At 69.5% G+C, this 21,733-nt stretch carries 24 protein-coding genes and 1 tRNA gene; 17 read left to right on the plus strand and 8 right to left on the minus strand.

Annotated features, from left to right (window positions below; all coding sequences use genetic code 11):
* The first annotated feature begins 67 nt into the window (after window positions 1-67).
* The 7 genes from JOM49_RS14450 (at window position 68) to JOM49_RS14480 (ending at window position 4,712) form a co-directional block, all read left to right on the plus strand.
* The gene (locus JOM49_RS14450) at window positions 68-502 is read left to right on the plus strand and encodes an SRPBCC domain-containing protein (protein ID WP_209664795.1); all 435 of its coding nucleotides are present in this window, start codon (window positions 68-70) and stop codon (window positions 500-502) included.
* Window positions 489-824 (plus strand): ArsR/SmtB family transcription factor, encoded by a 336-nt coding sequence (locus tag JOM49_RS14455; RefSeq protein ID WP_209664796.1) that lies wholly within the window; start codon window positions 489-491, stop codon window positions 822-824. Before JOM49_RS14450 ends, JOM49_RS14455 begins: the two co-directional genes overlap by 14 nt.
* Window positions 825-832: 8 nt before the next feature.
* The gene (locus JOM49_RS14460; RefSeq protein WP_209664797.1) at window positions 833-1,312 is read left to right on the plus strand and encodes an SRPBCC family protein; all 480 of its coding nucleotides are present in this window, start codon (window positions 833-835) and stop codon (window positions 1,310-1,312) included.
* 138 nt (window positions 1,313-1,450) lie between these two features.
* The gene (locus JOM49_RS14465; protein WP_209664798.1) at window positions 1,451-2,641 is read left to right on the plus strand and encodes a helix-turn-helix domain-containing protein; all 1,191 of its coding nucleotides are present in this window, start codon (window positions 1,451-1,453) and stop codon (window positions 2,639-2,641) included.
* 82 nt (window positions 2,642-2,723) lie between these two features.
* Window positions 2,724-2,960: a hypothetical protein gene (locus JOM49_RS14470; RefSeq protein WP_209664799.1), complete on the plus strand. Its 237-nt coding sequence runs from the start codon at window positions 2,724-2,726 to the stop codon at window positions 2,958-2,960.
* 217 nt (window positions 2,961-3,177) lie between these two features.
* Entirely contained in the window at window positions 3,178-3,474 is a 297-nt protein-coding gene (locus JOM49_RS14475; protein ID WP_209664800.1) for a hypothetical protein, read from the plus strand.
* A gap of 68 nt (window positions 3,475-3,542) precedes the next feature.
* Window positions 3,543-4,712: a putative hexosyltransferase gene (locus JOM49_RS14480; protein WP_209664801.1), complete on the plus strand. Its 1,170-nt coding sequence runs from the start codon at window positions 3,543-3,545 to the stop codon at window positions 4,710-4,712.
* Here the strand turns inward: JOM49_RS14480 and JOM49_RS14485 are convergent.
* The gene (locus JOM49_RS14485; RefSeq protein WP_209664802.1) at window positions 4,675-5,148 is read right to left on the minus strand and encodes a hypothetical protein; all 474 of its coding nucleotides are present in this window, start codon (window positions 5,146-5,148) and stop codon (window positions 4,675-4,677) included. The two genes, JOM49_RS14480 and JOM49_RS14485, sit on opposite strands and share 38 nt — an antisense overlap.
* Before the next feature lie 223 nt (window positions 5,149-5,371).
* Here JOM49_RS14485 and JOM49_RS14490 point away from each other — a divergent pair, with 223 nt between their 5' ends.
* Window positions 5,372-6,112: a carbonic anhydrase family protein gene (locus JOM49_RS14490; protein ID WP_209664803.1), complete on the plus strand. Its 741-nt coding sequence runs from the start codon at window positions 5,372-5,374 to the stop codon at window positions 6,110-6,112.
* A 688-nt stretch (window positions 6,113-6,800) separates the two neighbouring features.
* Here JOM49_RS14490 and JOM49_RS14495 read toward each other — a convergent pair.
* Complete coding sequence (locus JOM49_RS14495) at window positions 6,801-7,181, minus strand: MarR family winged helix-turn-helix transcriptional regulator (RefSeq protein ID WP_209664804.1); 381 nt, start codon at window positions 7,179-7,181, stop codon at window positions 6,801-6,803.
* 86 nt (window positions 7,182-7,267) lie between these two features.
* Between JOM49_RS14495 and JOM49_RS14500 the strand changes: the two genes are divergently transcribed.
* From JOM49_RS14500 to JOM49_RS14520, 5 genes are all read left to right on the plus strand, one after another.
* Entirely contained in the window at window positions 7,268-8,701 is a 1,434-nt protein-coding gene (locus JOM49_RS14500) for an MFS transporter (protein ID WP_209664805.1), read from the plus strand.
* A 114-nt stretch (window positions 8,702-8,815) separates the two neighbouring features.
* Window positions 8,816-9,679: an SDR family oxidoreductase gene (locus JOM49_RS14505; protein WP_209664806.1), complete on the plus strand. Its 864-nt coding sequence runs from the start codon at window positions 8,816-8,818 to the stop codon at window positions 9,677-9,679.
* 31 nt (window positions 9,680-9,710) lie between these two features.
* Entirely contained in the window at window positions 9,711-10,832 is a 1,122-nt protein-coding gene (locus tag JOM49_RS14510) for a 5-methyltetrahydropteroyltriglutamate--homocysteine S-methyltransferase (protein ID WP_209664807.1), read from the plus strand.
* A gap of 3 nt (window positions 10,833-10,835) precedes the next feature.
* Window positions 10,836-11,843 (plus strand): zinc-dependent alcohol dehydrogenase, encoded by a 1,008-nt coding sequence (locus JOM49_RS14515; RefSeq protein ID WP_209664808.1) that lies wholly within the window; start codon window positions 10,836-10,838, stop codon window positions 11,841-11,843.
* 138 nt (window positions 11,844-11,981) lie between these two features.
* Window positions 11,982-13,118 (plus strand): chymotrypsin family serine protease, encoded by a 1,137-nt coding sequence (locus JOM49_RS14520; RefSeq protein ID WP_308158740.1) that lies wholly within the window; start codon window positions 11,982-11,984, stop codon window positions 13,116-13,118.
* A 3-nt stretch (window positions 13,119-13,121) separates the two neighbouring features.
* Here the strand turns inward: JOM49_RS14520 and JOM49_RS14525 are convergent, their stop codons facing one another.
* Window positions 13,122-13,553 (minus strand): hypothetical protein, encoded by a 432-nt coding sequence (locus JOM49_RS14525; protein ID WP_209664809.1) that lies wholly within the window; start codon window positions 13,551-13,553, stop codon window positions 13,122-13,124.
* A 70-nt stretch (window positions 13,554-13,623) separates the two neighbouring features.
* Between JOM49_RS14525 and JOM49_RS14530 the strand changes: the two genes are divergently transcribed.
* Entirely contained in the window at window positions 13,624-13,953 is a 330-nt protein-coding gene (locus tag JOM49_RS14530) for a helix-turn-helix transcriptional regulator (RefSeq protein WP_209664810.1), read from the plus strand.
* Window positions 13,950-14,588, plus strand: a complete 639-nt coding sequence (locus JOM49_RS14535) for a permease prefix domain 1-containing protein (protein WP_209664811.1) — start codon at window positions 13,950-13,952, stop codon at window positions 14,586-14,588. The genes JOM49_RS14530 and JOM49_RS14535 overlap by 4 nt, the downstream gene beginning before the upstream one ends.
* On the opposite strand, the gene JOM49_RS14540 is transcribed toward JOM49_RS14535, so the two are convergent.
* Both JOM49_RS14540 and JOM49_RS14545 read right to left on the minus strand, forming a co-directional pair.
* The gene (locus JOM49_RS14540) at window positions 14,570-15,709 is read right to left on the minus strand and encodes a serine hydrolase domain-containing protein (protein ID WP_209664812.1); all 1,140 of its coding nucleotides are present in this window, start codon (window positions 15,707-15,709) and stop codon (window positions 14,570-14,572) included. The genes JOM49_RS14535 and JOM49_RS14540 overlap by 19 nt on opposite strands.
* Window positions 15,710-15,781: 72 nt before the next feature.
* Window positions 15,782-17,833: an acyltransferase family protein gene (locus tag JOM49_RS14545; protein ID WP_209664813.1), complete on the minus strand. Its 2,052-nt coding sequence runs from the start codon at window positions 17,831-17,833 to the stop codon at window positions 15,782-15,784.
* Window positions 17,834-18,236: 403 nt separating this feature from the next.
* On the opposite strand from JOM49_RS14545, the gene JOM49_RS14550 reads away from it, so the two are divergent.
* Window positions 18,237-18,566: a hypothetical protein gene (locus JOM49_RS14550; RefSeq protein ID WP_209664814.1), complete on the plus strand. Its 330-nt coding sequence runs from the start codon at window positions 18,237-18,239 to the stop codon at window positions 18,564-18,566.
* 27 nt (window positions 18,567-18,593) lie between these two features.
* On the opposite strand, the gene JOM49_RS14555 is transcribed toward JOM49_RS14550, so the two are convergent.
* Entirely contained in the window at window positions 18,594-19,178 is a 585-nt protein-coding gene (locus JOM49_RS14555; protein ID WP_308158741.1) for a D-alanyl-D-alanine carboxypeptidase family protein, read from the minus strand.
* Window positions 19,179-19,872: 694 nt separating this feature from the next.
* Here JOM49_RS14555 and JOM49_RS14560 point away from each other — a divergent pair.
* Window positions 19,873-20,058 (plus strand): hypothetical protein, encoded by a 186-nt coding sequence (locus tag JOM49_RS14560; RefSeq protein ID WP_209664816.1) that lies wholly within the window; start codon window positions 19,873-19,875, stop codon window positions 20,056-20,058.
* A gap of 356 nt (window positions 20,059-20,414) precedes the next feature.
* Here JOM49_RS14560 and JOM49_RS14565 read toward each other — a convergent pair.
* Window positions 20,415-20,491 (minus strand) — tRNA-Arg (locus tag JOM49_RS14565).
* Between the two features lie 619 nt (window positions 20,492-21,110).
* Window positions 21,111-21,518, minus strand: a complete 408-nt coding sequence (locus JOM49_RS14570; protein WP_209664817.1) for a peptidase inhibitor family I36 protein — start codon at window positions 21,516-21,518, stop codon at window positions 21,111-21,113.
* Window positions 21,519-21,733: the final 215 nt, after the last annotated feature.

The raw sequence follows: 21,733 nt of genomic DNA on the forward strand, positions 1-21,733 counted from the left end.
AGGTTGACGCAACCGTTTGGTTGCCATAGAGTCGCAACCAATCGGTTGCTACTTAGTGGAGGACACCATGGCTTTCCCCGATCGCATCGAGCGGACCCTCGAGGTCGCGCAGCCCCCGGCCAAGGTCTGGGCGGCGATCACCACGGCCGAAGGACTGGGCGCCTGGTTCGGCAACGAGGCGTCGATCGACCTGCGCCCCGGCGGCTCCGGGCAGTTGAAGTGGGACAGCGGCGACCAGGCCAAGCTGCGGGTGGAACGGGTCGAGGAGCCGTCGGTCTTCGGCTTCACCTGGCACATCTACGGCCTGCCCGAGGAGGACCCGCGCCGCACCTACGTCGAGTTCACCCTCGAACCGGCCGGTCCCGGCACCCGCCTGACGGTGATCGAGAGCGGCTTCGCCCAGCTCACCGACGACGCCTACCGCAAGGCGTTCGACGGCAACACCCAGGGCTGGGCGGCCGAACTGGGTGAACTGGTGACCTACCTCGATGCCGCAGCCTGATCCGGAGGCCGTCGCCGAGCAGGTCTTCACCGCGCTGGCCGATCCGAGCCGGCGCGCCCTCCTCGCCGCGCTGGCGGCCGGAGGCCCGGCCACCGCGACGGAACTGGCCGGCCGCCTGCCGATCACCCGGCAGGCGATCGCCAAGCACCTGGCCCTGCTCACCGAAGCCGGGCTGGTCACGGCCGAGCCGGGGGAGCGCCGCCGGGTGCGGTACCGGCTGCGCTCGGCCCCGATGCGGGTGGCGCAGCAGTTCCTGGCCGCGCTGGCGCGGGACTGGGACGGCCAGCTGGACGCACTGAAATCCCACCTCGAAAAGGAATGAGAAAACCGATGAGCGACACCGCTTTCACCACCGGTATCACCGTGGACAAAGCCCCGGCGGAGGTCTTCGCCGCCGTGGTCGACGTCCGCGGCTGGTGGTCGGCCGACATCGACGGCGACACCGACCGGGTCGGTGGCGAATTCGACTACCGCAACGGCGACCTGCACACCTGCCGCGTGCGGGTGACCGACGTCGTGCCCGGCCGGAAGGTCTCGTGGCTGGTGCTGGAGAACCACTTCCAGTTCACCGAGGACAAGACCGAATGGGTGGGCACCACGATCGACTTCGAGGTCGTGCCGGCCGGCGAGCGCACCGAGGTCCGCTTCACCCACCACGGCCTGGTGCCCGCCTACGAGTGCTACGACATCTGCTTCAGCGCCTGGACGCACTACATCGGCACGAGCCTGCGCGAGCTGATCGAGACCGGCACTGGCCGCCCGAACCCGCGTCTCTCCGATGTCGGCGCGGCCGTCGCGTCGGCGTCGTAGAAGCGTCAGCGGCGCGTACTTTACGCGATCGTGTGTACCCGGATGACCACGCGTAGTAACCCAGTGGGAGTGTTCACCTGATCTAGGGCTGGCTACCCTGGAGGTGGTGGCGCTTCGAGCGAAGGGTGGCGTAGGGCGATGGAACCCGCGACGGAACTGGGGCGGCGGCTCCGGGAGATTCGCGGGTGGCGTCAGCTCAGCCTGCGGGCGGTGGCGCAACTCTCCGGCTACTCCTTCACCTACCTCGGCCAGATCGAGCGCGGCGAGAAGCCGGTCAACAGCAGGCGCGTGCTCGAAGCGCTGGCCCGCACCCTGCGCGTCTCGCCCACCGAGCTGACCGGGAAGCCCTACGTGGCACGGGATCCGGTGGACGACGACATCCGGGCGGGGGTCCCGGAGGTGGAGGCGGCGCTGACCGGCTGGTGGGTCGGCGAGGTGCCGGAAGAGCCGGTCCGGCCGTGGCCGCAGGTGACCGCGGACGTGCGGCGGCTGAACAAGGTGCTCCGGCCGGACGCCGACTTCGCCGCGCAGGTGGTGCTCATCCCGCGGCTGATCCGCGAGCTGCTGGTCGTCTCGGCCGACCCGGCGCACCGCCGGGAGGCGCTGATCGGCCTGATCGGCACCTACAAGGCCGCCGCCTACCTGGTGCACGACCTCGGCTTCGCCGGGCTGCCCGCGCTCGCGGTGGAGCGGATGCACCAGGCCGCCGAGCGGCTGGACGACCCGGTGTGGACCACCTACGCCGCCTACCAGCGGGCCCAGTTGCTGTCCGGGGCGAACCGGCAGCGGCAGTACGAACTGGCCGTCCGGGTGGCCGAAATGCCCGGCGGGCGCACCGAAACGGCGGGGCTGGCGCACCTGACCGCGGCACTGGCCTCGGCCACCCGCGGTCAGGCCGAGCAGGCGCGGACCCACCTGGCCGAGGCCGCCGCGCTGGCCGGGCGGCTCGGACCGGACGTGAGCCCGTGGATGGACACCAACTTCGGCCGGACCAACGTCGGCATCTGGCAGGTGACCATCGGCCTCGAACTCGGGCTGGGCGCCGGGGTCGCGGAGCTGGCGCGCGAGGTGCGGCCGGTCGGGGTTTCGCGGGCGCGGCAATCAGCCTATTGGATGGATTTGGGTCGCGGTTTGCTCACTGAGCGGAAGACCCGCGAACAAGGACTTTCGGCAATGCTGAAAGCGGAAGAGCTGGCGCCGCAAAAGGTCCGAAACAATGTTTTCGCTCGGGAGGCCGTGGCTGACCTGCTCGGCAGCGCGCGCCGTGATGCCGGCGGCCGCGAATTGCGCGGGCTGGCCTGGCGAATGGGCGTTGCCCCAACCGGGTAGACCCCGCCCGGTGTGCACTCCTGGTGCACAAAACCCCCTGATGACGCGCCTAGCGTGAGGACGCGATCACAGGGAGGTGCTGGTGCCAGGCGAAAGACCGGAGCCACGACGCGGGGAAGGCGAGAGCCCCGCCGAGTTCGTCAGCCGGGTCTTCCGGACCTGCCGGTGGTGCGGCAGGCGCTTTTCCGACGCCTGGACCTGCCTCTTTCACGAATGCCGGTGCGCGGGCGACGGCGGTGGCACGCCGTGGCCGGAGACCGACGCCGACCCCAGCGCGTGGTTCGCCACCGCTCCCACAGCCCCCGGTGGAACGGGCTGACCCCCGACCCGTCCGTTCCGCTGGGTTCCACCCGTTCGCCCTCCGCCGTCCGAAGAGGACACCGCAACTCCCGGCACCAAACCGGACAGTCCGCTTAGGACCCCGCCCGGTGGCGGTGAGTAACCGTTCGATAGTGGTGGCAGTGATTTCTCGCCGCCTGTTCCCTCGACTTTTCGCGCGCGGTAACGTCTGTGCTCGGCGTCGGCGCGAGAGCGGGGTGATCAGCATCGAGGCCGGGACGACCGCGGATTCCGCTACCGAACTACTGGTGCTGCTCGACCGGCTGCGTGCGCAGACCGGTCGCGAAGACGTGCCCAAGCGAGAGGTCATCGACGACAACCTGAACCTGCTCGCCGACGACATGCGCGCGCTGCAGCGCGGGGTGCCGGGCACGGCGCACCCCGAGCTGACGCTGAGCCGCTGGTCCAAGGTGCAGTCCCTGCTCGGCGGCCGTCCCCGGTTCGCCCCGCTGGTCTCCGCGATCTCCAGCCGGATCGAGCACCTGTTCCGCTGAGCCGGCGCACACCCGGCGCACATCCGGCGCACAGCCGGTTCACAGCGGGCCGCGCTTGACTGACCGCCATGGCAAAGAAGATCGGCGCGCTGGTGCTGCTGGTGCTGGCGGCGGTCACCGTGCGCACCCTGTTCTTCGACCACCGCTCCGGGGACTACAACGCGTTCCTGCTGCGCTGGTACGAGTTCATCGAGCAGAACGGCGGCTGGCGCGCGCTGCGGCACGAGTTCGCCAACTACAACGCGCCGTACCTGTACCTGCTCGTGGTGCTCAGCTACCTGCCGGTGCCACCGCTGATCGGGATCAAGGCGATCTCGGTGGTGTTCGACTTCGTACTGGCCTACTTCGCTTACCGCATCGTCGACCTGCGCTACCCCGGGCGCTGGTGGCCGGTGGCGGCGGGCGCGGTGGTGGTGTTCCTGCCGACCGTGGTGCTGAACAGTTCGATGTGGGCACAGGCGGATTCGAGCTATTCCGCCTTCGCGCTCGGCGGCTTGTACTTCGCCCTGCGTCACCGCCCGTATCTGTCCTGTGCCTTTTTCGGCCTGGCGCTGGCGTTCAAGCTGCAGGCGATCTTCCTGTTCCCGGTGTTGTTGGTGCTCGTGCTCGGCAAGCGGGTCCCGTGGCGCGCGTTGCTGCTGGTGCCGGGGGTCTACCTGGTGCTGGACGTCCCGGCACTGCTGATCGGCGCCGATCCGGTGCCGCTGCTGACGATCTACGCCACGCAGACCGAAACGTACGGCCAGTTGACGCTGAACGCGCCGAACGCCTACCAGTTCCTGACCGGGGCGTCCGGCACCGCGGTGCTCAAGGCGGTGGGGGTGGCGCTGACCGGGTTGCTGGTGCTCGGCGGGATCATCGCCGTCCTGGCCAGGGCCACCGAGCTGACCACCACGCGGATCGTCCTGCTGGCAACGGTTTCGTCGCTGTTGGTGCCGTTCCTGTTACCCGCCATGCACGAGCGGTACTTCTTCCTCGCCGACGTGCTGACCGTGGTCGCCGCGTTCTGCCTGCCGCGCGTGCTGTGGCCGTTGCCGATCCTGACCCAGTTCGCGTCGCTGTTCTCCTACCTGCCGTACCTGACGCCGGGATCGGCACTGGCCACTGTGGACTTCCGGGTGCTGGCCATGGTGATGCTGGCGGCGCTGGTGCTGGCGGTGTGGGTGACCGTGGAGCAGGTGAGGACGCCGGTCGCCCGGCTCAGCGGCAGTTCGGCGGCAGCCAGCCGGGGGTCGTGACCACGGCGGTGGGATCGACCGGCATCTGCCCGCCGAAGCTGAAGCCGACGAGGCCGCCGGGGCAGACCGGGACCGCGGCCGGGCCGCTGGCGGTCTGGGAGGCGCGCCAGGCGACGGGGTCGATGCCGACGCGCCACACCTTCCAGTACGGGTCGCCGTCCTCGTGGCCGGCGCAGTCGTCGGCCCGGGGGTAGCCGTCGATCCGGCAGACGTAGTCGGGCTCGTCGTAGCCGCCGGTGTTGCGGCCGGTCTGGATGTCGAGGCCGGTGTTGTCGAGGGCCTCGCGGGCGGTGGTCCCGCTCGAGCAGCGGACCAGCAGTTCACCGGGGAGCGCGACGGCGACGGTCACGCCGTCACAGGCCTGGGGTGCGGCCGCCGGAGTCACCGGGGCGGGCAGGGCCAGCAGCATGGAGGCGAGTACAGGAAGAACAACCACAAATCGGACAGTACGGCTGTTCTGTTGACTGTGCAGTACGGGCCAGTGTTGCGCAGATCACTTCCGGAAGGCGGAAAGAAGCGGGCGAATTGGTGGAGTTGAGGGCAATTGCCCGGCTTACGGGTTCTTGCGGGAACGAGCGAGAGCGGAGAAGGATATGGGCTCCTGATCGAGTTCCTCCTGAAGAGTGAACCGACTTCGGGTCCCCGAAAGGTTTCCGAGCGTGATACGCAGACGTTTCACCGCCATCCTCCTTCCGCTCGGGCTCGCCGTGGCGACGCTGACCGCCGGCGGTACCGCCGCCCAGTCGCAGCTGCCGATGCAGAGCCCGATCAACGTCACCCCGGGTGCCATCAAGTTCGACCCGCACCAGCCGCGGCTGAACGTCGCTTATGGGCACTCGGAGCTGGAACTCGAATACGTCCGGAAAGACGCGGCCGACCCGGCTGGCTGCACCACGCGGCACCACGAAGAGACCGAGGAAGCCGTGGTGACGCCGGGTGCCGGGCACGTGACCGTGGCCGGGGTGCGCTACGAACTGGAGCAGTTCCACTTCCACACGCCCTCGGAGCACCGCTTCGCCGGGCACGCGGACCCGCTGGAAATGCACTTCGTCCACCGGAGCGCCGCGGGCAGGCTGCTGGTCATCGGCGTCCCCCTGCGCGCGGGCACCCCGTCCACAGTGGACACGGTGCTGGCCACCCTGGCCCCCGAATGCGGTAGCCCGGTCGCGATCCACGACGTCGACCTGAAATCCCTGCTGCCGTCGAACCTGAGCACCCTGCGGTACAACGGCTCGCTGACCACGTACCCGTTCAGCGAAGACGTCCAGTGGTTCCTGACCGCCGAACTCACGGTCTCGCAAGCCACCATCACCCGCTTCCAGTCCCTCTTCACCACCGGAAACGGCCGCCCCACCCAACCCCTCAACCACCGCCCCGTAACCGCCGTCCCCCACCTCTAACCCCACTCCCACACTCACGCCCCGAACCCCACACTCACGTCCCCGAACCCCACACCCAGGCACCCGAACCCCACGTTCACGCACCCGAACCTCACACTCGGGCAGCCGACCCGCACCCTCGGGTGCCTGAACCCCGCGTTCAGGCACCCGAGTTCCACATCGGGCACCCGAGCCCTCGCGCGCTGCGGCACGCGAGTGCGACGTTCAGGCGCCTGGCTCCCACGTTCGGGCATGCGAGCCCGCACGCTCGAGTACGCGGGTTCTACGCACAGGTGGCCGACTCCCACGCTCGGGAGCCCGAGTCCCACACTCAGGAAGCTGAACCGCACACCCAGGAAGCCGAACCTCACGTTCAGGAAGCCGAATTCTGCGTTCGGGCAGCTGAACTCCACCTTGGAGCGGAGCCGTCCTCATAGCTCAAGCGCCCATCGCGCTCAGCCGAAACTCGAGTGTGGAACTCGGCTGCTTGAAGGCGGACTTCAGCAACCCGAGTGTGGAAGTCGGCTGCCGGAGTGCGGGTTTCGCGTGCGTGAGCGTGGGGTTCGGCTGCCGGAGTGCGGGTTTCGCGTGCGTGAGCGTGGGGTTCGGCTGCCTGAACGCGGGTTTCGCGTGCGCGAACGTGAGGTTCGGCTGCCTGAGTGTGGGGTTCGGCTGCCTGAACGTGAGACTCGGCTGGTGGAGGTGGGTGTCAGTGGCGGGGGAGGGTGTCGGCAAGGACGGCGCGGTGCGTGGGCTTGGCTTCCGCGTAGCGTTGGCGGCCGGCGTCGGTGAGGGAGATGAAGATGCCCCGGCGGTCCTGGTCGCAGATGGCGCGTTCCACCAGGCCTTCCCGCTCCAGCCGGGCCACCAGCCGGGACGTGGCGCTCTGGCTCAGGTGCACCGCTTCGGTGAGGTCAGTCCCCCGGCACTTGTAGTCGCAGGTGGCCAGGCGCTCCAGCGCCTCGAACTCGTTGATGCCGATCCCGTGCTGCTCCTGCAGCCGGCACTCGAGCGCGTTGAACACCACGGCGTGCCGCGCGAACAGTTCGTGCCACTCCTGCACCAGGGTTCGCTCGGCCACATCGCTCACCGCCCCAAGATAACATGCACACGAATCTGATGCAAACGCATTTAATGCGTTGGCATTAGATGCGCACGCATGTATCTTCCTCGGTCATGAGCTCTTCCGCGCACCTGTCCACCTCCTCGACCCGGTGGGACGCACGCCTGTGGGGCGTGCTCCTGACCGTCTCCACCGTCGTCGGCCTCGATGCGCTCGACGTGTCGATGGTCGGCGTCGCCCTCCCGTCCATCCAGGCCGAACTCGGCCTCTCCACCAGTGCGCTGCAGTGGATCATCAGCGGTTACGTGCTCGGCTACGGCGGTCTGCTCCTGCTCGGCGGCCGCACCGCCGACCTGCTCGGCCGGCGCCGCGTCTTCCTCGTCGCGGTCGCGGTGTTCGCCGTCGCGTCGCTGTTCGGCGGGCTGGTCGACAGCGGTCCTCTGCTCATCGCGAGCCGGTTCATCAAGGGTCTCGCGGCCGCGTTCACCGCCCCCGCCGCGCTGTCGATCATCACCACGACGTTCCACGAGGGCCCCGCGCGCAACAAGGCGATCAGCATCTTCGCCGTGTTCGGCGCGAGCGGCTACTCCGCCGGGCTCGTCTTCTCCGGCCTGCTCACCGAGGTCGGCTGGCGCTGGACCTTCCTGCTCCCGGTGCCGATCGCGCTCGCCGCGCTGGTCGCCGCGCTCAAGCTGATCCCGCGCTACAGCCGGGAAACCGGGGGCGGTTACGACTTCCCCGGCGCGATCACCGGCGCCGCCGGCTCGTTGCTGCTGGTCTTCGCCGTGGTCGAGGCGCCCGAGATCGGCTGGGCCTCGCCGCGCACGCTGATCTCCTTCGCGCTCGCCATCGGGCTGCTGGCCGCTTTCGTCCTGATCGAGAAGCGCTCGAAGCACCCGCTGCTGCGCCTCGGCATCCTCCGCTCGGGCCCGCTCGCCCGCGCGAACCTGGGGGGCGCGCTGTTCTTCGGCGCCTACATCGGTTTCCAGTTCGTCGTGATGCTCTACCTGCAGTCGGTGCTGGGCTGGTCCGCGCTGCAGACCGCGCTCGGCTTCCTGCCCGCGGCCCTGATCGTCGCCTTCGGCTCGCCGAAGATCGAGCCGCTGATCGACCGCGTCGGCACGCCGCGCACCATCCTCGCCGGCGTCGCCGCGCACGTCGCGGGCTACGCGTTGTTCCTGGGGATCGACGAGGGTTCGAGCTACGCCGGTGCCGTGCTGCCCAGCATGATCCTGCTCGGCATCGGCTTCACGCTGGCGTTCTCCTCGCTGAACATCCAGGCCACCGCCGGGATCAGCGACAACGAGCAGGGCCTCGCCGGTGGGCTGCTGAACACCTCGGTCCAGGTCGGCGGCGCCATCGGCCTCGCCGTGGTGACCGCGGTGCTGACCGCGAACGGTAGCGAGGGCGCCGGGGTGCTCGACGGCCTGACGCCCGCGCTGGTCGTGGTCACCGGGATCGCCGTGCTCGGCCTGCTGGTCGCGGTCTCCGGGGTGGTCAAGCGTTCGCGAGTGGCCGAGCCGGAGCTCGCGCTCGCCGCCAAGTAACCGATCGCCGGAAGCCGCTCGCCGCACACGGGCGGCTTCCGCGTGGTTGACACCCCTGGCGCCCGCAGATATACCTTTGCTTGCAAAGGTGTTTCGCAGACAAAGGGGAATGTGATGATCTTTCTCGTCACCGGAGCGCGGGGCAACATCGGCAGCCGGGTGGTCGCCGAGCTGGCTCGGCGCGGCCACCACGTGCGGGCATCGGCTCGAGACGTGACCGGTCTCGAGCTGCCCGACGACGTCGAGCCCGTGCAACTGGACCTGGTCGAGCCGCACAACGCGGACGCCGCACTGGCGGGAGTCGACGCGATCTTCCTCTACCCGACCCGCGTGGCGCCGACGGAATTCCTTGCCGCAGCAGCGAAAGCCGGGGTGCGGTACGTCGTGCTGCTGTCCTCACCGGACGTCTACGAAGGCGCGCCCGACAACCCGATCCGCCTCGGTCACCTGGCGTCCGAGCAGGCGGTGCGCGAGTCCGGACTGCGGTACACGGTGATCTACCCGGGCTGGCTGGCCACCGACGCGAGCCGCGACTGGGGTGCGCAGATTCGCAGCGGGGACCGCGTGGGCATCGCCTACCCGGAAGGCCAGTTCACCCCGATCCACGAGGACGACATCGCCGAGGTGGTGGCCGAACTGCTCACCACCGACCGCTACCCGGGCACCACGCTCGCCCTCACCGGCCCGGAGTCGCTGACCCAGGCGGAGATCGTCGCGATACTGGCAGGCGAACTCGGCCGCTCGCTCACGGTCGACGCGCTGACCAGGCAACAGGCCCAGGAACGCCGCGAGCCCTGGATGCCCGAACGCGTCCTCGAATCGGTGATGGACAGCGCCGAACGGGCAATCACCATGCCCGCCCCGGTCAACAACACGGTGGAGCGGTTCACCGGGCACCCGCCGCGGACGTTCCGCCAGTGGGCCGCCGAGCACCGGGCGGAGTTCTCCCCGACCTCGACGAAGCCGCGCGGGGGTTGATCGGTGCGCGCGCCTGCTCGACGATGGGGTGATGACTCCGCGCGAGACACCGCCGTTCCGTGCCGACCACGTGGGCAGCCTGCTGCGCCCGCCAGCCCTGCGAACCGCCCGCGAGAGACACTCCAAGAACGAGATCACCGCGGTCGAGCTGCGGACCGTGGAGGACGAGGCCATCCGCAAGGTGGTCGAGCTGCAGCGCTCGGCCGGGCTGCGGTCGGCCACCGACGGGGAGTTCCGCCGCGGCTCGTGGCACATGGACTTCATCTACCGCCTGCGCGGCATCGGCAAGAGCGACGAGCAACTGCACGTCACCTTCCACAACGAGCAGGGCGACCTCGAGTTCAGCCCGTCGGCCTTCCGGGTCAACGACCGGATCGGGCTGAACGAGGTGGTCTTCGCCGACGACTTCACCTACCTCAAGTCCATTGTGGACGAGTCGGTGACGCCGAAGCAGACCATCCCGTCGCCGAGCATGGTCTACTACCGCGGCGGGCGGGCCGCGGTGGACGAGACGGCGTACCCGGACCTCGAGGAGTTCTACGCCGATCTGGCCACCGCCTACGCCCAGCAGATCGCCGGCATGGCCGGGCTCGGCTGCACCTACCTGCAGCTCGACGACACCAGCCTCGCCTACCTCAACGATCCCGAGCAGCGGGCGATGGTGGCCAGGGCCGGCGGTGACCCGGACAAGCAGCACGTGCGCAACATCGCCACGATGAACGCCGCGCTGCGCGACCGCCCGGACGGCCTGCGGGTGACCACGCACCTGTGCCGCGGCAACTTCCGCTCGTCGTGGATCGCCACCGGTGGCTACGACTTCGTCGCCGACGCGTTGTTCAACGAGCTGAACGTGGACGGCTACTTCCTCGAGTTCGACGACGAACGCTCGGGCGGGTTCGAGCCGCTTCGCTTCGTACCCAAGGGAAAGCAGGTCGTGCTCGGCCTGGTCACCACGAAACGCGGCGAGCTGGAAACCGTGGATTCCCTGCGCGCCAGGGTGGACGCCGCGGCCAAGTACGTCGACCTCGACCAGCTCTGCCTGTCACCGCAGTGCGGGTTCTCCTCGACCGAGGAGGGCAACGACCTGACCCTGGACGAGCAGAAGGCCAAGCTGGAACGCATCGTCGAGACGGCGGCGCTCATCTGGGGCTGACGGGTGCGGGCGTTCGCCGTCACCGCGCCGGGCGAGGCGTCGGTGCTGGAGGTCGAACCACCGGTGGCGGCACCGGGTGAGGCCGTGGTCGCGGTGGAGCGCGCCGGGGTCTGCGGTACGGACGCCGAGTTCTTCAGCGGCGAGATGCAGTACCTCGCGGACGGGCACGCGAGCTACCCGGTGCGCATCGGCCACGAATGGACCGGCACGGTGGCCGAAGTCGGCGAGGGCGTCGACCGCGCGTGGCTGGGGCGGCGGGTCATCGGCGACACCATGCTCGGCTGCGGGCACTGCCGCCGGTGCCTCGGTGGCAACCAGCACGTCTGCGCGGACAGGCAGGAGGTCGGCATCCGCGGTGGCCGCGCCGGTGCGCTCGCCGAACGGTTGGCGGTGCCCGTGAGTTCGCTGCACGAGCTGCCGGATTCGGTCGACGCGACGCTCGGCGCCCTGGTCGAACCCGGCGGCAACGCGCTGCGGGCGGCGCGGGCGGCGAACGCGCGGCCCGGTACCCGGGTGCTCGTGCTCGGGCCGGGCACGATCGGCCTGCTCACCGCGATGTTCGCCAGGGCGGCGGGTGCCGAGGTGCACCTGGTCGGCAACCACCCGGAATCCCTGGATTTCGTGCGTTCACTGGGTTTCGACGGCGTGTGGACCGCCGACGAACTGCCCCGGCTGCCGTTCGACGCGGTGGTCGACGCCGCCAACGCGGCCGAGCTGCCCGCCTGGGCCCTGGACGTGGTCGAACCATCGGGCCGGGTCGTCTACATCGGACTCGCCGGGCGGCCGAGCCGGATCGACACCCGCGAGCTGGTGCTCAAGGACGTGACCGCGGTCGGCGTGCTGAGCGCCTCGCCGGGTCTGGCCGAGACGATCCGGCACTACGCGAGCGGGCACGTCGATCCACGGCCGCTGGTCGCCGCGACCGTCGGGCTCGACGAGGTCGCCGGGGTGCTGGCCGGCGCGCGCCCACCGGGGCCCGGGCCGAAGGTGCACGTCGACCCCCGGGTTTAGGGTGCCGATCCATCCGACTTTCGTCTGGCCGGTTTTGTCGGAAGACGGTGCTTTTCCACGCCACAGACCCGTTTCGTGCCAATCTGTTACCCGCGCCGGTGCAGCTCGTTTCCCCTCCCCGTCCCCCAGGAGCGAACCGTGCATTCCGTGCTGTCCAAGAAACTCAGCGCACTGACCCTCGGTTTTACCGTGCTCACCGCGGTTTCGGCACTGCCGGCCGCGCAGGCGGAGCCCGTGCGCACGCTGACCGCGGCCGAACAGCGGGTGCTGGACCAGCAACCGCTCGTCCGGGCGGCCGAAGCGCTGCGCGCCCGGCTGGCCGATTCCGCCGACGGCTACGCGGGCATCGTGCTCGAAGCCTCGGATGTGGTGCTGTGGTGGAAGGGCGCGACCACACCCGCGGTCGACGAAGCCCTGAGCGTGGCCAGAGGGTTCGCGCCCGTGCGGGTCGCTTCCGCGGCCTACAGCGAACGCGAACTCGATGTCGCCGCCGACCGGGTCAACCTGTGGCTGCAGCAGAACCCCGATTCCGGGGCGTACGGCGTGAAGAGCACCGGTGACGGCAGCGGGCTCGTGCTCGCCGCGAAACCCGGTGTCGCGACAACGATGAGCGCGCTGGACTCGGTCGCGGGAGTTCCGTTGCGCGTGCTGCACGAGGAACCGCTGGCGCCGGTGTCCCGCGGTGACGACTCCCCGCCGTGGAAGGGCGGCGCGCGCACCTGGAACCAGACCGCCAGCACCATCTGCACGGCCGGGTTCGGCGTGCGCAACGGCGCGGGCAACCAGTTCGTGCTGACCGCCGAGCACTGCGGTCAGAACGGGCACCGGATCACCGACGGCGTCGGCGAGTTCATCGGCAACGTCGGCCAGGGCCACAACGACCACGACATCGCCCTGATCCCCACGTCGCAGGCGAGCAACCGCATGTACGTGGGCAACGGCGGCAGCAACACCACCGAGCAGGTGCTCGGCTGGACGCACGTCTTCGTCGGCCAGCTGCTCTGCCAGAGCGGCGTGACCAGCGCCGAGCAGACCGGCAACCCGGTGTGCGACCTGAAGGTGCTGTTCTTCTGGCAGGACGCGGAGGACCTCGTCGAGGTCGAGCAGCAGCAGGGGCAGCCGGGTGCGCGCGGCGGCGACAGCGGTGGCTCGGTCTACCTCAAGGTCAACGGCGGGGTGCAGGCGGCGGGCACGGTGACCCGCGCGGCCGGGGCGCGCATGGGCTTCCAGGACTTCGCCACCGCCAACGCCGACTTCGGCGTCTACATCCCCTGACGCTCAGGCGCCGGTGGTCGAGCCCGGCCGGACGATCATCAGCACCACGACCACCGCCCAGAGCAGGTTGAACACACCGGTGAGCATGCTGAGCCGGGTCGCGATGCGGCCCGGCTCGGCCTTTTCCGGCAGGTCGAGCAGCTTCTGCTGGCCGGGCACGATGGCCAGTACGAGGATGCCCGCCGCGGCCGCGGTCAGCACCACCGAGACGAGCAGCCAGGCGTCGGTCAGCACGCCGAGCGCCGCGCCGGTGGCCACACCGAACACCGGGACCGCGATGCCGACCACCGTGTACCCGCGGCAGATCCGGTGCAGCAGCGCACCGCCGCCGCCTTCGGCGCGTGCGTAACGAGGGAACAGCGACGCGGCCACGGCGATCGGCCCGACCACCAGGATGGCGGCGAGCACGTGCACGGACAGCAGGAACTTGGTCAACGGGACCCCTCTATATGTAGGCTGCCAATATGTACCCTTCCTACTGCATCGATAGGTAGGCTGTCTACCTATGAGGGCGGACGCGGTGCGCGGGCACCTGGACGGCCTGCTGCTGGCGGTGCTCGAACCGGGACCGCTGCACGGCTACGCGATCATCACCGCGGTGCAGCAGCGCAGCGGCGGTGCGCTGGAGCTGCGCACGGGCACCGTCTACCCGGCGCTGAACCGGCTGGAACGGCTCGGCCTGCTGCGCAGCGGCTGGCAGGCGGAGGGGGAGCGGAGGCGCCGGTGTTACGAACTGACCGAGGCGGGCAAGCGCGCGCTGACCGCCGAACGCAGCGGGTGGGCCGCGTTCACCAGGGCGATAGGCTCGGTGCTCAACCCAGGGGGTGCGCGGTGAGCGATCCGGTCGACGAGTACGCCGCCGCGCTTTCGGCCGCCCTGCACGGTCCCGCCCGCGTCAAGGCCAGGCTGGTCGAGGAGATTCGCGACGGTCTCGCGGACGCCGTCGCGGACCACGCCGGTGCGGGCTTGACGTCCCGGGAGGCCGCGGAGCTGGCGGTGCGCGAGTTCGGCACCGTCGAGGAACTGGTGCCGAGCTGTCAGCGTGAACTGACCATCGGGCAGACCCGCGCCACCGCGCGGATGGTGGCCGTGGCCGTGCCGGTGCTGATCGTCTGCTGGCTGGCCGTGTGGAGCGGCCGTGAGTTGCCGGAAGCCGCCCAGGTGCTGGCCGCGATCGGGGTGACGGCCGTGCTGGCCGCCGGGCTCACCCTGATCACCACCGGCGCGCTGGCGCGGCGGCTGCCGATGCCGCCGCTGCTGCCGCTGGTGGCCGCGTGGACCGGCACCACCGCCAGCGTGGCGATGCCGCTGGCCACCGTGGTGCTGGCGATCGCGGCACCGGCCGCCGGCTGGCCGCTCGTGCTGCCCGCCGCACTGCTGACCGTGGTGTCGCACGGGGTGGTGGCGGCATCGGCCCGCGCCTGCCGCCACTGCGCCCGCCTCCCGGTCGGTCAGCCCAGCGCGTCGTAGACCGCCTTGGTGTAGGCGGCGCTGCGGTCCGAGCCGATGATGCCCGGCGCCATCCGGTTCATCATGTAGGTCAGGGTCATCCGGCGCTCGAGGTCCATGATCACCATCGAACCGCCCCAGCCACCCCAGAAGCAGATGCGGCCCTCCGGGATCCACGGCAGCACGTCCAGGCGCGGCAGGCCGAAGCCGATGCCCCAGCGCAGCGGGATGCTCAGGCCGAGGTCCACGCCGTTGGCCTGTTCGTCGAAGATCAGCTCGATCGTCTCCTGGCCGAGCAGGCGCACCCCGTCGACCGTGCCGCCGCGCGGGATCGCCGAAAGCAGGCGCCCCAGCGAACGCGCGTTGCCGTGGCCGTTGACCGCGCCGAGTTCGGCCTGCCGCCAGGCGGGGGTGTTGGCCACGTTCGGATCGATCGCCGGTCCGCTCAGCGTCTTCACCATGATGTTGTCCGGCCCGAGCGCGGCGAAGTCCAGTTCCAACGGGGGCGGCGGGACCACGTCGGCGATCCGGTGCCAGTCGGCCTCCTCGGCACCCAGCCGGAAGTCGGCACCCAGCGGGCCGGCCAGCTCGTCGGCGATGAACTGCTTCAGCGACTTCCCGCTCACCCGGCGGACGACCTCGCCGATCAGGTGCCCGAAGTTGGCGGCGTGGTAGCCGGAAGCCGTGCCCGGCGTCCACCACGGCGCCTGCGCGGCCATGCGTGCGGTCGATCCCTCGAGGTCGAAGAGGTCCTCGACGACGGCGGGCTGCTCCAGGCCGGAAACTCCGGACGTGTGCGAGAGCAGGTGCCGGACCTCGACGTCCTCCTTGCCGTTCGCGGCGAACTCGGGCCAGTAGCGCGCGACCGGCGCGTAGACGTCCAGCTTCCCGCGGTCGGCGAGCACCAGCGCGGCCAGGCTGGTCACGGTCTTGGTGGAGGACCAGACGTTGGTGATCGTGTGCTCGTCCCACGGCGTGGTCCGCGACTGGTCGCGGTAACCGCCCCAGAGGTCCACCACGCGCTCGCCGTCGAGGTCGAGCACGAGCGAGGCACCCAGTTCCTCACCGGACTCGACGTGCTGCTCGAACGTGGCGCGCACGGCGGCGAACCGGGCATCGGCGGTGCCATGGACCAAGGTCATGATCATCTCCTCCGGGGGACAACGGGATCACTGGCTACGCTAGAACCCTGGCACTGGCGTGAGAGGCGAAGCTCACCGCTCCGTGAGCCCGACCTCCGCGGCGATCATCGGTGTCAGCGTGCGGGCGAACTCGCGGTTCAGGTGGTCGGAGTCGTAGTAGACGACCACGTTGCCGACCACGCCGTGGCACTGGTTCGCGTCGCAGAAGTAGTCGGTCAGGTCGATCAGGCTGACGCCCGGGTTCCGGCTCGTGCGCGCGGCTTCGGTGAGCGGGTCCGGTGGTTGCGCGAGCCTGCGCTCCACCGCGCAGGCGGCGGGGTGCTGGGAGTTGATGCTGACGCAGTCGGCCTCGCGGACATCACCGTTCAACGGCGGATCGGCGAGCACGTAGACCTGGGCGCCCGCGGCGGTCCAGGCGCTCCAGTAGGTGTCGAGACCCTCGCGGTACTGGGCCAGTTGTGGCCGCCCGCTGCCGTCGTCGGCGGTTTCCTGCCGGGCGTAGAACGAGGTGAAGACGTACGCGGGCCGCTCGACCGCGATCGCCGACGCCAGATCCCGCGACCAGTGCGTGCACTTCGGCACATCGGTGTCGCCGATGGCACCGCGGAAGCCGCGGTAGGAGATGTCGGCCATCGGGCAGGCGCCGAGGAAACCGAGCTTGACCACCCAGCCGTGCTCGCGCGCCAGGTCGAACACGGGTGCCTGCCACTGCTGCGCGTGGGAGTCACCGACCAGCCAGACGACCTTCGGCTGCGGGCTGCCACCGCTGAAGTCGCAGACGCTGACCGTCTTCTTGTCCCCGGCCAGGTGCGTGCCCAGCCATTCGCCGCATTCGGGCGGTCGCTGGTGGTATTCGCTCGACGGCCCCAGGTAGGGCACCTTGGCCGGGCCGAACGGCGCTTCGCACTCGTTCTCCGGCACCATCGCGGCCGCGCCGTGGCAGGTCTTCGCGGTCTCCCGTTTCGCGGCCAGTTCGCTCTGCTTGACCTGGCTGTCGTAGGCCCAGGTGAGAACGGTCGACGCCAGCGCGATCACGGCCATCCCGGCGACCACCGCGGTGAGCGTCAATTTCGAACTCTCCGCCAGTGGCCGCCACGCCATGCCGCGGTCCTCCACCACGACCTTCGTCAGCCAGGCCAGCACCACGGAGACGGCGAGCAGCCCCAGTTGCTGCCACAGCGACAGGCTCGGCGAACCCAGCGCGAACGGCGCCAGCACGATCAACGGCCAGTGCCACAGGTAGAGCGAATAGCTGATGCCGCCGAGGAACTGCACCGGCCGCACGGAGGTGAACCTGGTGTGCCACTGGGTTTCCGGCCCGGCGAGGATGACCAGCCCGGTGCCGATCGTCGGGAGCAGCGCGAACAGTCCGGGGAAGTGGGTGTGGTGGTCGAAGAAGACCGCCGAGCCGATGATCAGCGCGAACCCCACGCCCGAGGCGATGCCCGCGTGCTTCTTGGACAGTCGCAGCTTCGCCGCGCCCAGCGCGATCAGCGCGCCGATGGCGAACTCCCACACGCGCACCGGCGTGACGAAGTACGCCGCGGCCTTCGAGACCGCGGTGAGGTGCACGCAGTAGACCAGGGACGCGAGGCCCGCGACCGCGATCCCGGCGGCCATCGCACGACGACCGCGCAGCCGGAACAGCAGCAGGAGCAACAGCGGCCAGAACAGGTAGAACTGCTCCTCGACCGACAGCGACCAGTAGTGCTGGGCCAGGCTCGCCGAGGCGGACAGCGCCGAGTAGTCCACCGAATTGGCGGCCAGCAGCCAGTTCTCCACGTAGAAGGCGCTGGCGAGGATTTCCCCGGCATTGGCTTCCCAGCGCGGGAAGGGCAGCAGGAAGTAGGCGGTCACCGCGCTGAAGGCGAGCACGAGGAGGGCCGCGGGCAGCAGCCGCCGGGCGCGCCGCGCGTAGAACTTCGCGAGCCGGATGCGGCCGGTGCCGTCGACTTCCCGGTGCAGGTGCGCGGTGATCAGGAAGCCGGAGATCACGAAGAACACGTCGACACCGACATACCCGCCGGTCAGCCCGAGCGGCCACAGGTGGTTGAGCACCACGGCGAGAACGGCGATGGCCCGTAGTGCCTGGATGTCGGTGCGGAAGCGGGTCTCGGTCGCCAACAGTGTTCTTTCTCGGCTCGCGGGCGGGGCAAGGGGTCATCTAACTCGATCCCGGTGCCGGAAAGCGAATTGCCTGCTGTGATCTGCTCCACAGCCACCGGAGGCAACCTCCCTGGTGCTCACGGGGCGGAACCCGCTGTCACGGAGCGTATTCGTGTCGCTCCGAGGGTGAGGCCGCCGAAGTGCTGGTCCGCCCGGGCGACGGCCGTTCAGCCAGTGTTCGCCCATTGACGGAAGCCGCCGTCAAAGACCACTTTTGCCGAATTGATCGGCACTGGTCAAACGCAAAACGTGCTCGCCCACGAAGGCGGTTCACTGGTCGGCTTCAGGCATTGTTGAAGCTCGTTGACCGCCTCTCCGAATATCGCTTAGTTTCGCTTTACGAGTCTGCTGGAGGGATAGCATGAAAAAAACATACGCTGTTGCCCTGTCCGCCGCCGCGGCCCTGGCGCCGATCGTGCTCGGCGCGCCCGCCGCCTCGGCGTCGACCACCCCGTCGGCGCAGATCGCCGAGTTGTGCGTGCACACCGGCTACAACTACTCCGGCTCCAAGACCTGCAGCAACGGCTGGGCCCGCGTCGGCATCGGCAACTACCACATCCACAGTTGGTCGAACACGACCAACCGCCGCTGGTGCCTGGAGTCCAACAACGGCACCTGGTACGCCCACCCCGGTTACGAGCCCGCTGTCGACTACGGCAACGCTGTTTTCACCTCGGCCTACGAGTGCTGATCCACCGGTGAGCGGGCGCCCGGCAACTCAGCTGCCCGTCGCACTGGGCAGCATTGCCGGGCACCCGGACACCGCGTATTCCGGGCTGTATTCGAAATGCCATTCTTCGTTCTCATAACGACGGCACCACCCGAGCGCGGGCCCATTGCGTTCCACCCAGGCAGCGGACGCGAGCGGCTGGATGTCCACCGCGATGCCCTGCACGTGCATCGACTTCTCCGGCGGCAGGACGTATTGCCCGGCCAGTTCCGCGGTACCGAACTTCTCCACCGCCTGGTCGAACTCCCGTTGCTGCTGGGCCAGGCTGCGCTTGCTGTCGTTCACGCACAACTGGATGCCCTTCGCCCCGGCCGCCGCCCGCAACTGCTCCCAGGCCGCCAGTACGTCCGGTCGCAGTCCGGCGACCTGCTCGTCGACGTACCGCTTGTCCAGCGGGCAGACCGGCCCGGTCTCCGGCCCCGGGATCTCGGCGAGGATCGCCTCCGCGCGCCCGGCGACCGGGTCTTCGCCGAAGGTGACCGTGCCGGTCGCCCCCAAGGTGAACACCGCGGCGACCGCCAGTGCCAATGCCACCAGCGTGCTGATCAAGGTCCGTCTGTCTCCGCTGGGCACCGAACCGATCTTAGTGACGACCGGTGACCCGGCGCCAAGTGTCCACCCCCACTGTGACCGTCCCGGAAAACGAGCAACCTGACTGACGGCCCCGTCAAACTGCGATTGCATTGATTGCCGCATCTCGGACCGGTGAGCTTGCAGCGGCTGTTCGGTTCGCCCTCGTGGCCTACGCCGTCGGGAGCCTGGTCTGCGCATTCGCCCCGAACCTGCTGGTGCTCGTGCTCGGCCGGGTCATCATGGGGGTGGGCGCGGCCGCCATCCCGGTGCTCTCGATCATCGCCGTCACCAAACTCATGCCGCCGGACCGCCATCGGCGGCGGAATCGGTCAGCTCCTCGGCTGGCCCGCGTTGTTCTGGCTCATGCTCGTAGCCGCGTTGGTCCTGCTTCCCGCTGCGCTGCCGGTGCTCCCTGGCGGACCACCGGCAGCCACCGGACGATTCGACCTACCCGGCGGCATCCTTCTGGGCCTCGGCGCCGGTCTCTTGCTCTTCGGCATCACCAGGCACAGATCGCCGGATTCTCGGCACCTTCGTCCTGGGCCAGCCTCGTGGTGGCGCCCGTCTCGCTCGTGCTCTTCGACAGGCGCGGGCGCCCTGGCGGTAATCCAGGCTGGGATCGCCGTTGCCTTTCTCTCACCGTTGATCGGCCGCATGGCCGACCGCGTCGGCACCCGGCGGTGTCGGCACCGGCTTGGCCCTGTTCGGGGTACTGGTGACCGCGGGGCAGCAGAGCGGCAGCGGCGCGCTGAATCCCTGGTTCACCAGTCACGAAGGTGCGGCGTTCTCCGACGCCTTCCTCGCCATGGCCGTGGTCGTCCTCCTCACATTGGTCGTCGCGTTCCGGATGCGTTCACCCCGTCAGGCGACCGGTGGGTGACTGGGCGCTTCGGACGACTCCGGCGGGAGTCTGGCGCGGTGCGGGTGACGGCTGAGGTAGTGGAGCTTGCGCAGGTGCCGTTGAGCGAGACCGGCACGCCTGGCGTCCTCGAACGCCGCACGAGCGGCCCGGTTGCCTGCCCGCCGGCCACACGGCGGGTTGCTGGAGTTCATCGTTCAGCTCCTCATGGGTAGCAGAGGGTGACCGGCTGGGCGCGCGTCGCGTCAGCCGGGAGATTCAGTGAATGGGCGCGGCCGGACTCGGCGCACGACGAAATGACGATCTGTCATCGCCAGGGAGAGCACGGTGCTCTCCCTGGTCGATCGCTTCACATGCAGGCGATCAACTCGCCTGGCTGGTGCCCCCGGCAGGACTCGAACCTGCGACCTAGAGATTAGAAGGCTCTTGCTCTATCCGGCTGAGCTACGAGGGCCTGCGTCGATGCCACTGCTGGCCTCGTGCACGCCAGCAGCTTAGTCGCCGCCACCCTCTCGATCGTTCGTTGCAGTCGAATCGTTTCAGGGTGTCCGCACGAACTACGCGGGCGAGTGCCCGCCCGACGGCTCCTGGGGTGCCCGAGAACTAGGTTCTCGCTGGTCGGAGCTGTCTTCGGAGGTCGCGGCCGGTGCGGTGAGGCATCGCGATCTCCTGTCCGTGCGGGTGAGCTTCCTGCCAGATCCGCGTGCGCGATTTTCGATCACACGCCCTCTATTGGTAAACATTAACCGCATTCTGGCTGCCGCGGTAACGCGGGTGGGCAGCCGATATTCCGCCGTTGGCTACGGTGGACGGTCGTCCGGCGACGCACTGTGCGTCACCGGGCCGGGAGAGCAAGATCACCCCTGGCCGGATCCCGGCGGACGTCCGCGTGCGGGGGACGCGGACTGCTCCTGGTGGTCCGCCGGGATCCGGTTCGGGTCCCGCCGGCGCCGCGCCTCGGAGTCGAGTCGACGCGCGCCGGCGGGCCACACCGGGCCGCGTTCGGGGTCGGCGGCCCGGGGTTCACCCGCGGCGGGGCGGTCCCGGGGGCGGGACGCCGCGGGAGCCGCGGATCAGTTCCACACCTGAATGGCGCGAACGGTGAAGGGGGCCTGCGGAACATAGGTGCCGCCGCCCGGATAGGTGGTGAAATCGCCTTCGGTGGAACAGTCCTCTCCCTGGTACACGGTCACCATGCGATCCATGCGGTTGACGAAGGAATAGGCGGTGAAATCGGTGAGCAGCGGAACGCATTCCTCGGGATTCACCGTGCGCAGATCCATGCGTTCCAGCTCACCTCCGTAGTGCTCCTCGGTCCACGCGCAGAACTCGCCCTTCTGGCAGGTGACCTGCGGTGATCCCGGCTCCGGTGCGGCCGGCGCCGAGGCGTGGGCGAGGCTGCTCATGCCGAACACGCCGATCGATGCCAGCAACAGGATCTTCGGCAGTCGCGAGCGGAGTGACTTGATGGTCCTGGTCATTTCTTCCCCCTGCTTTCCGGTGTTTTCCGGTGGATTTGGTGTTGGCTCCACGATGGCCGGTGGACGGTGGCTTTGTCAGTGGGGAAACGGCGATCTGTGGACAAGTGGGGGCCGGTCACCCGGACGGGTAGTGGATATCCACAGGCCGGAAGCGGGGTCTTGTGGACGCTCGCCCCGCCTGCTAACCGACCGAATCCGCTGGACTTTCTGAAGCG

The sequence above is a fragment of the Amycolatopsis magusensis genome (assembly GCF_017875555.1).
GTDB lineage: Bacteria > Actinomycetota > Actinomycetes > Mycobacteriales > Pseudonocardiaceae > Amycolatopsis > Amycolatopsis magusensis.

Bases quoted from the DNA above. Each gene is read 5' to 3' on its own strand.
- JOM49_RS14530 (WP_209664810.1), top strand. From the start codon at position 13,624: ATGAGGGCGGACGCGGTGCGCGGGCACCTGGACGGCCTGCTGCTGGCG.
- JOM49_RS14480 (WP_209664801.1), top strand. From the start codon at position 3,543: ATGGCAAAGAAGATCGGCGCGCTGGTGCTGCTGGTGCTGGCGGCGGTC.
- JOM49_RS14540 (WP_209664812.1), bottom strand. From the start codon at position 15,709: ATGACCTTGGTCCATGGCACCGCCGATGCCCGGTTCGCCGCCGTGCGC.
- JOM49_RS14505 (WP_209664806.1), top strand. From the start codon at position 8,816: ATGATCTTTCTCGTCACCGGAGCGCGGGGCAACATCGGCAGCCGGGTG.
- JOM49_RS14550 (WP_209664814.1), top strand. From the start codon at position 18,237: ATGAAAAAAACATACGCTGTTGCCCTGTCCGCCGCCGCGGCCCTGGCG.
- JOM49_RS14450 (WP_209664795.1), top strand. From the start codon at position 68: ATGGCTTTCCCCGATCGCATCGAGCGGACCCTCGAGGTCGCGCAGCCC.
- JOM49_RS14510 (WP_209664807.1), top strand. From the start codon at position 9,711: ATGACTCCGCGCGAGACACCGCCGTTCCGTGCCGACCACGTGGGCAGC.
- JOM49_RS14455 (WP_209664796.1), top strand. From the start codon at position 489: ATGCCGCAGCCTGATCCGGAGGCCGTCGCCGAGCAGGTCTTCACCGCG.
- JOM49_RS14500 (WP_209664805.1), top strand. From the start codon at position 7,268: ATGAGCTCTTCCGCGCACCTGTCCACCTCCTCGACCCGGTGGGACGCA.
- JOM49_RS14460 (WP_209664797.1), top strand. From the start codon at position 833: ATGAGCGACACCGCTTTCACCACCGGTATCACCGTGGACAAAGCCCCG.
- JOM49_RS14465 (WP_209664798.1), top strand. From the start codon at position 1,451: ATGGAACCCGCGACGGAACTGGGGCGGCGGCTCCGGGAGATTCGCGGG.
- JOM49_RS14570 (WP_209664817.1), bottom strand. From the start codon at position 21,518: ATGACCAGGACCATCAAGTCACTCCGCTCGCGACTGCCGAAGATCCTG.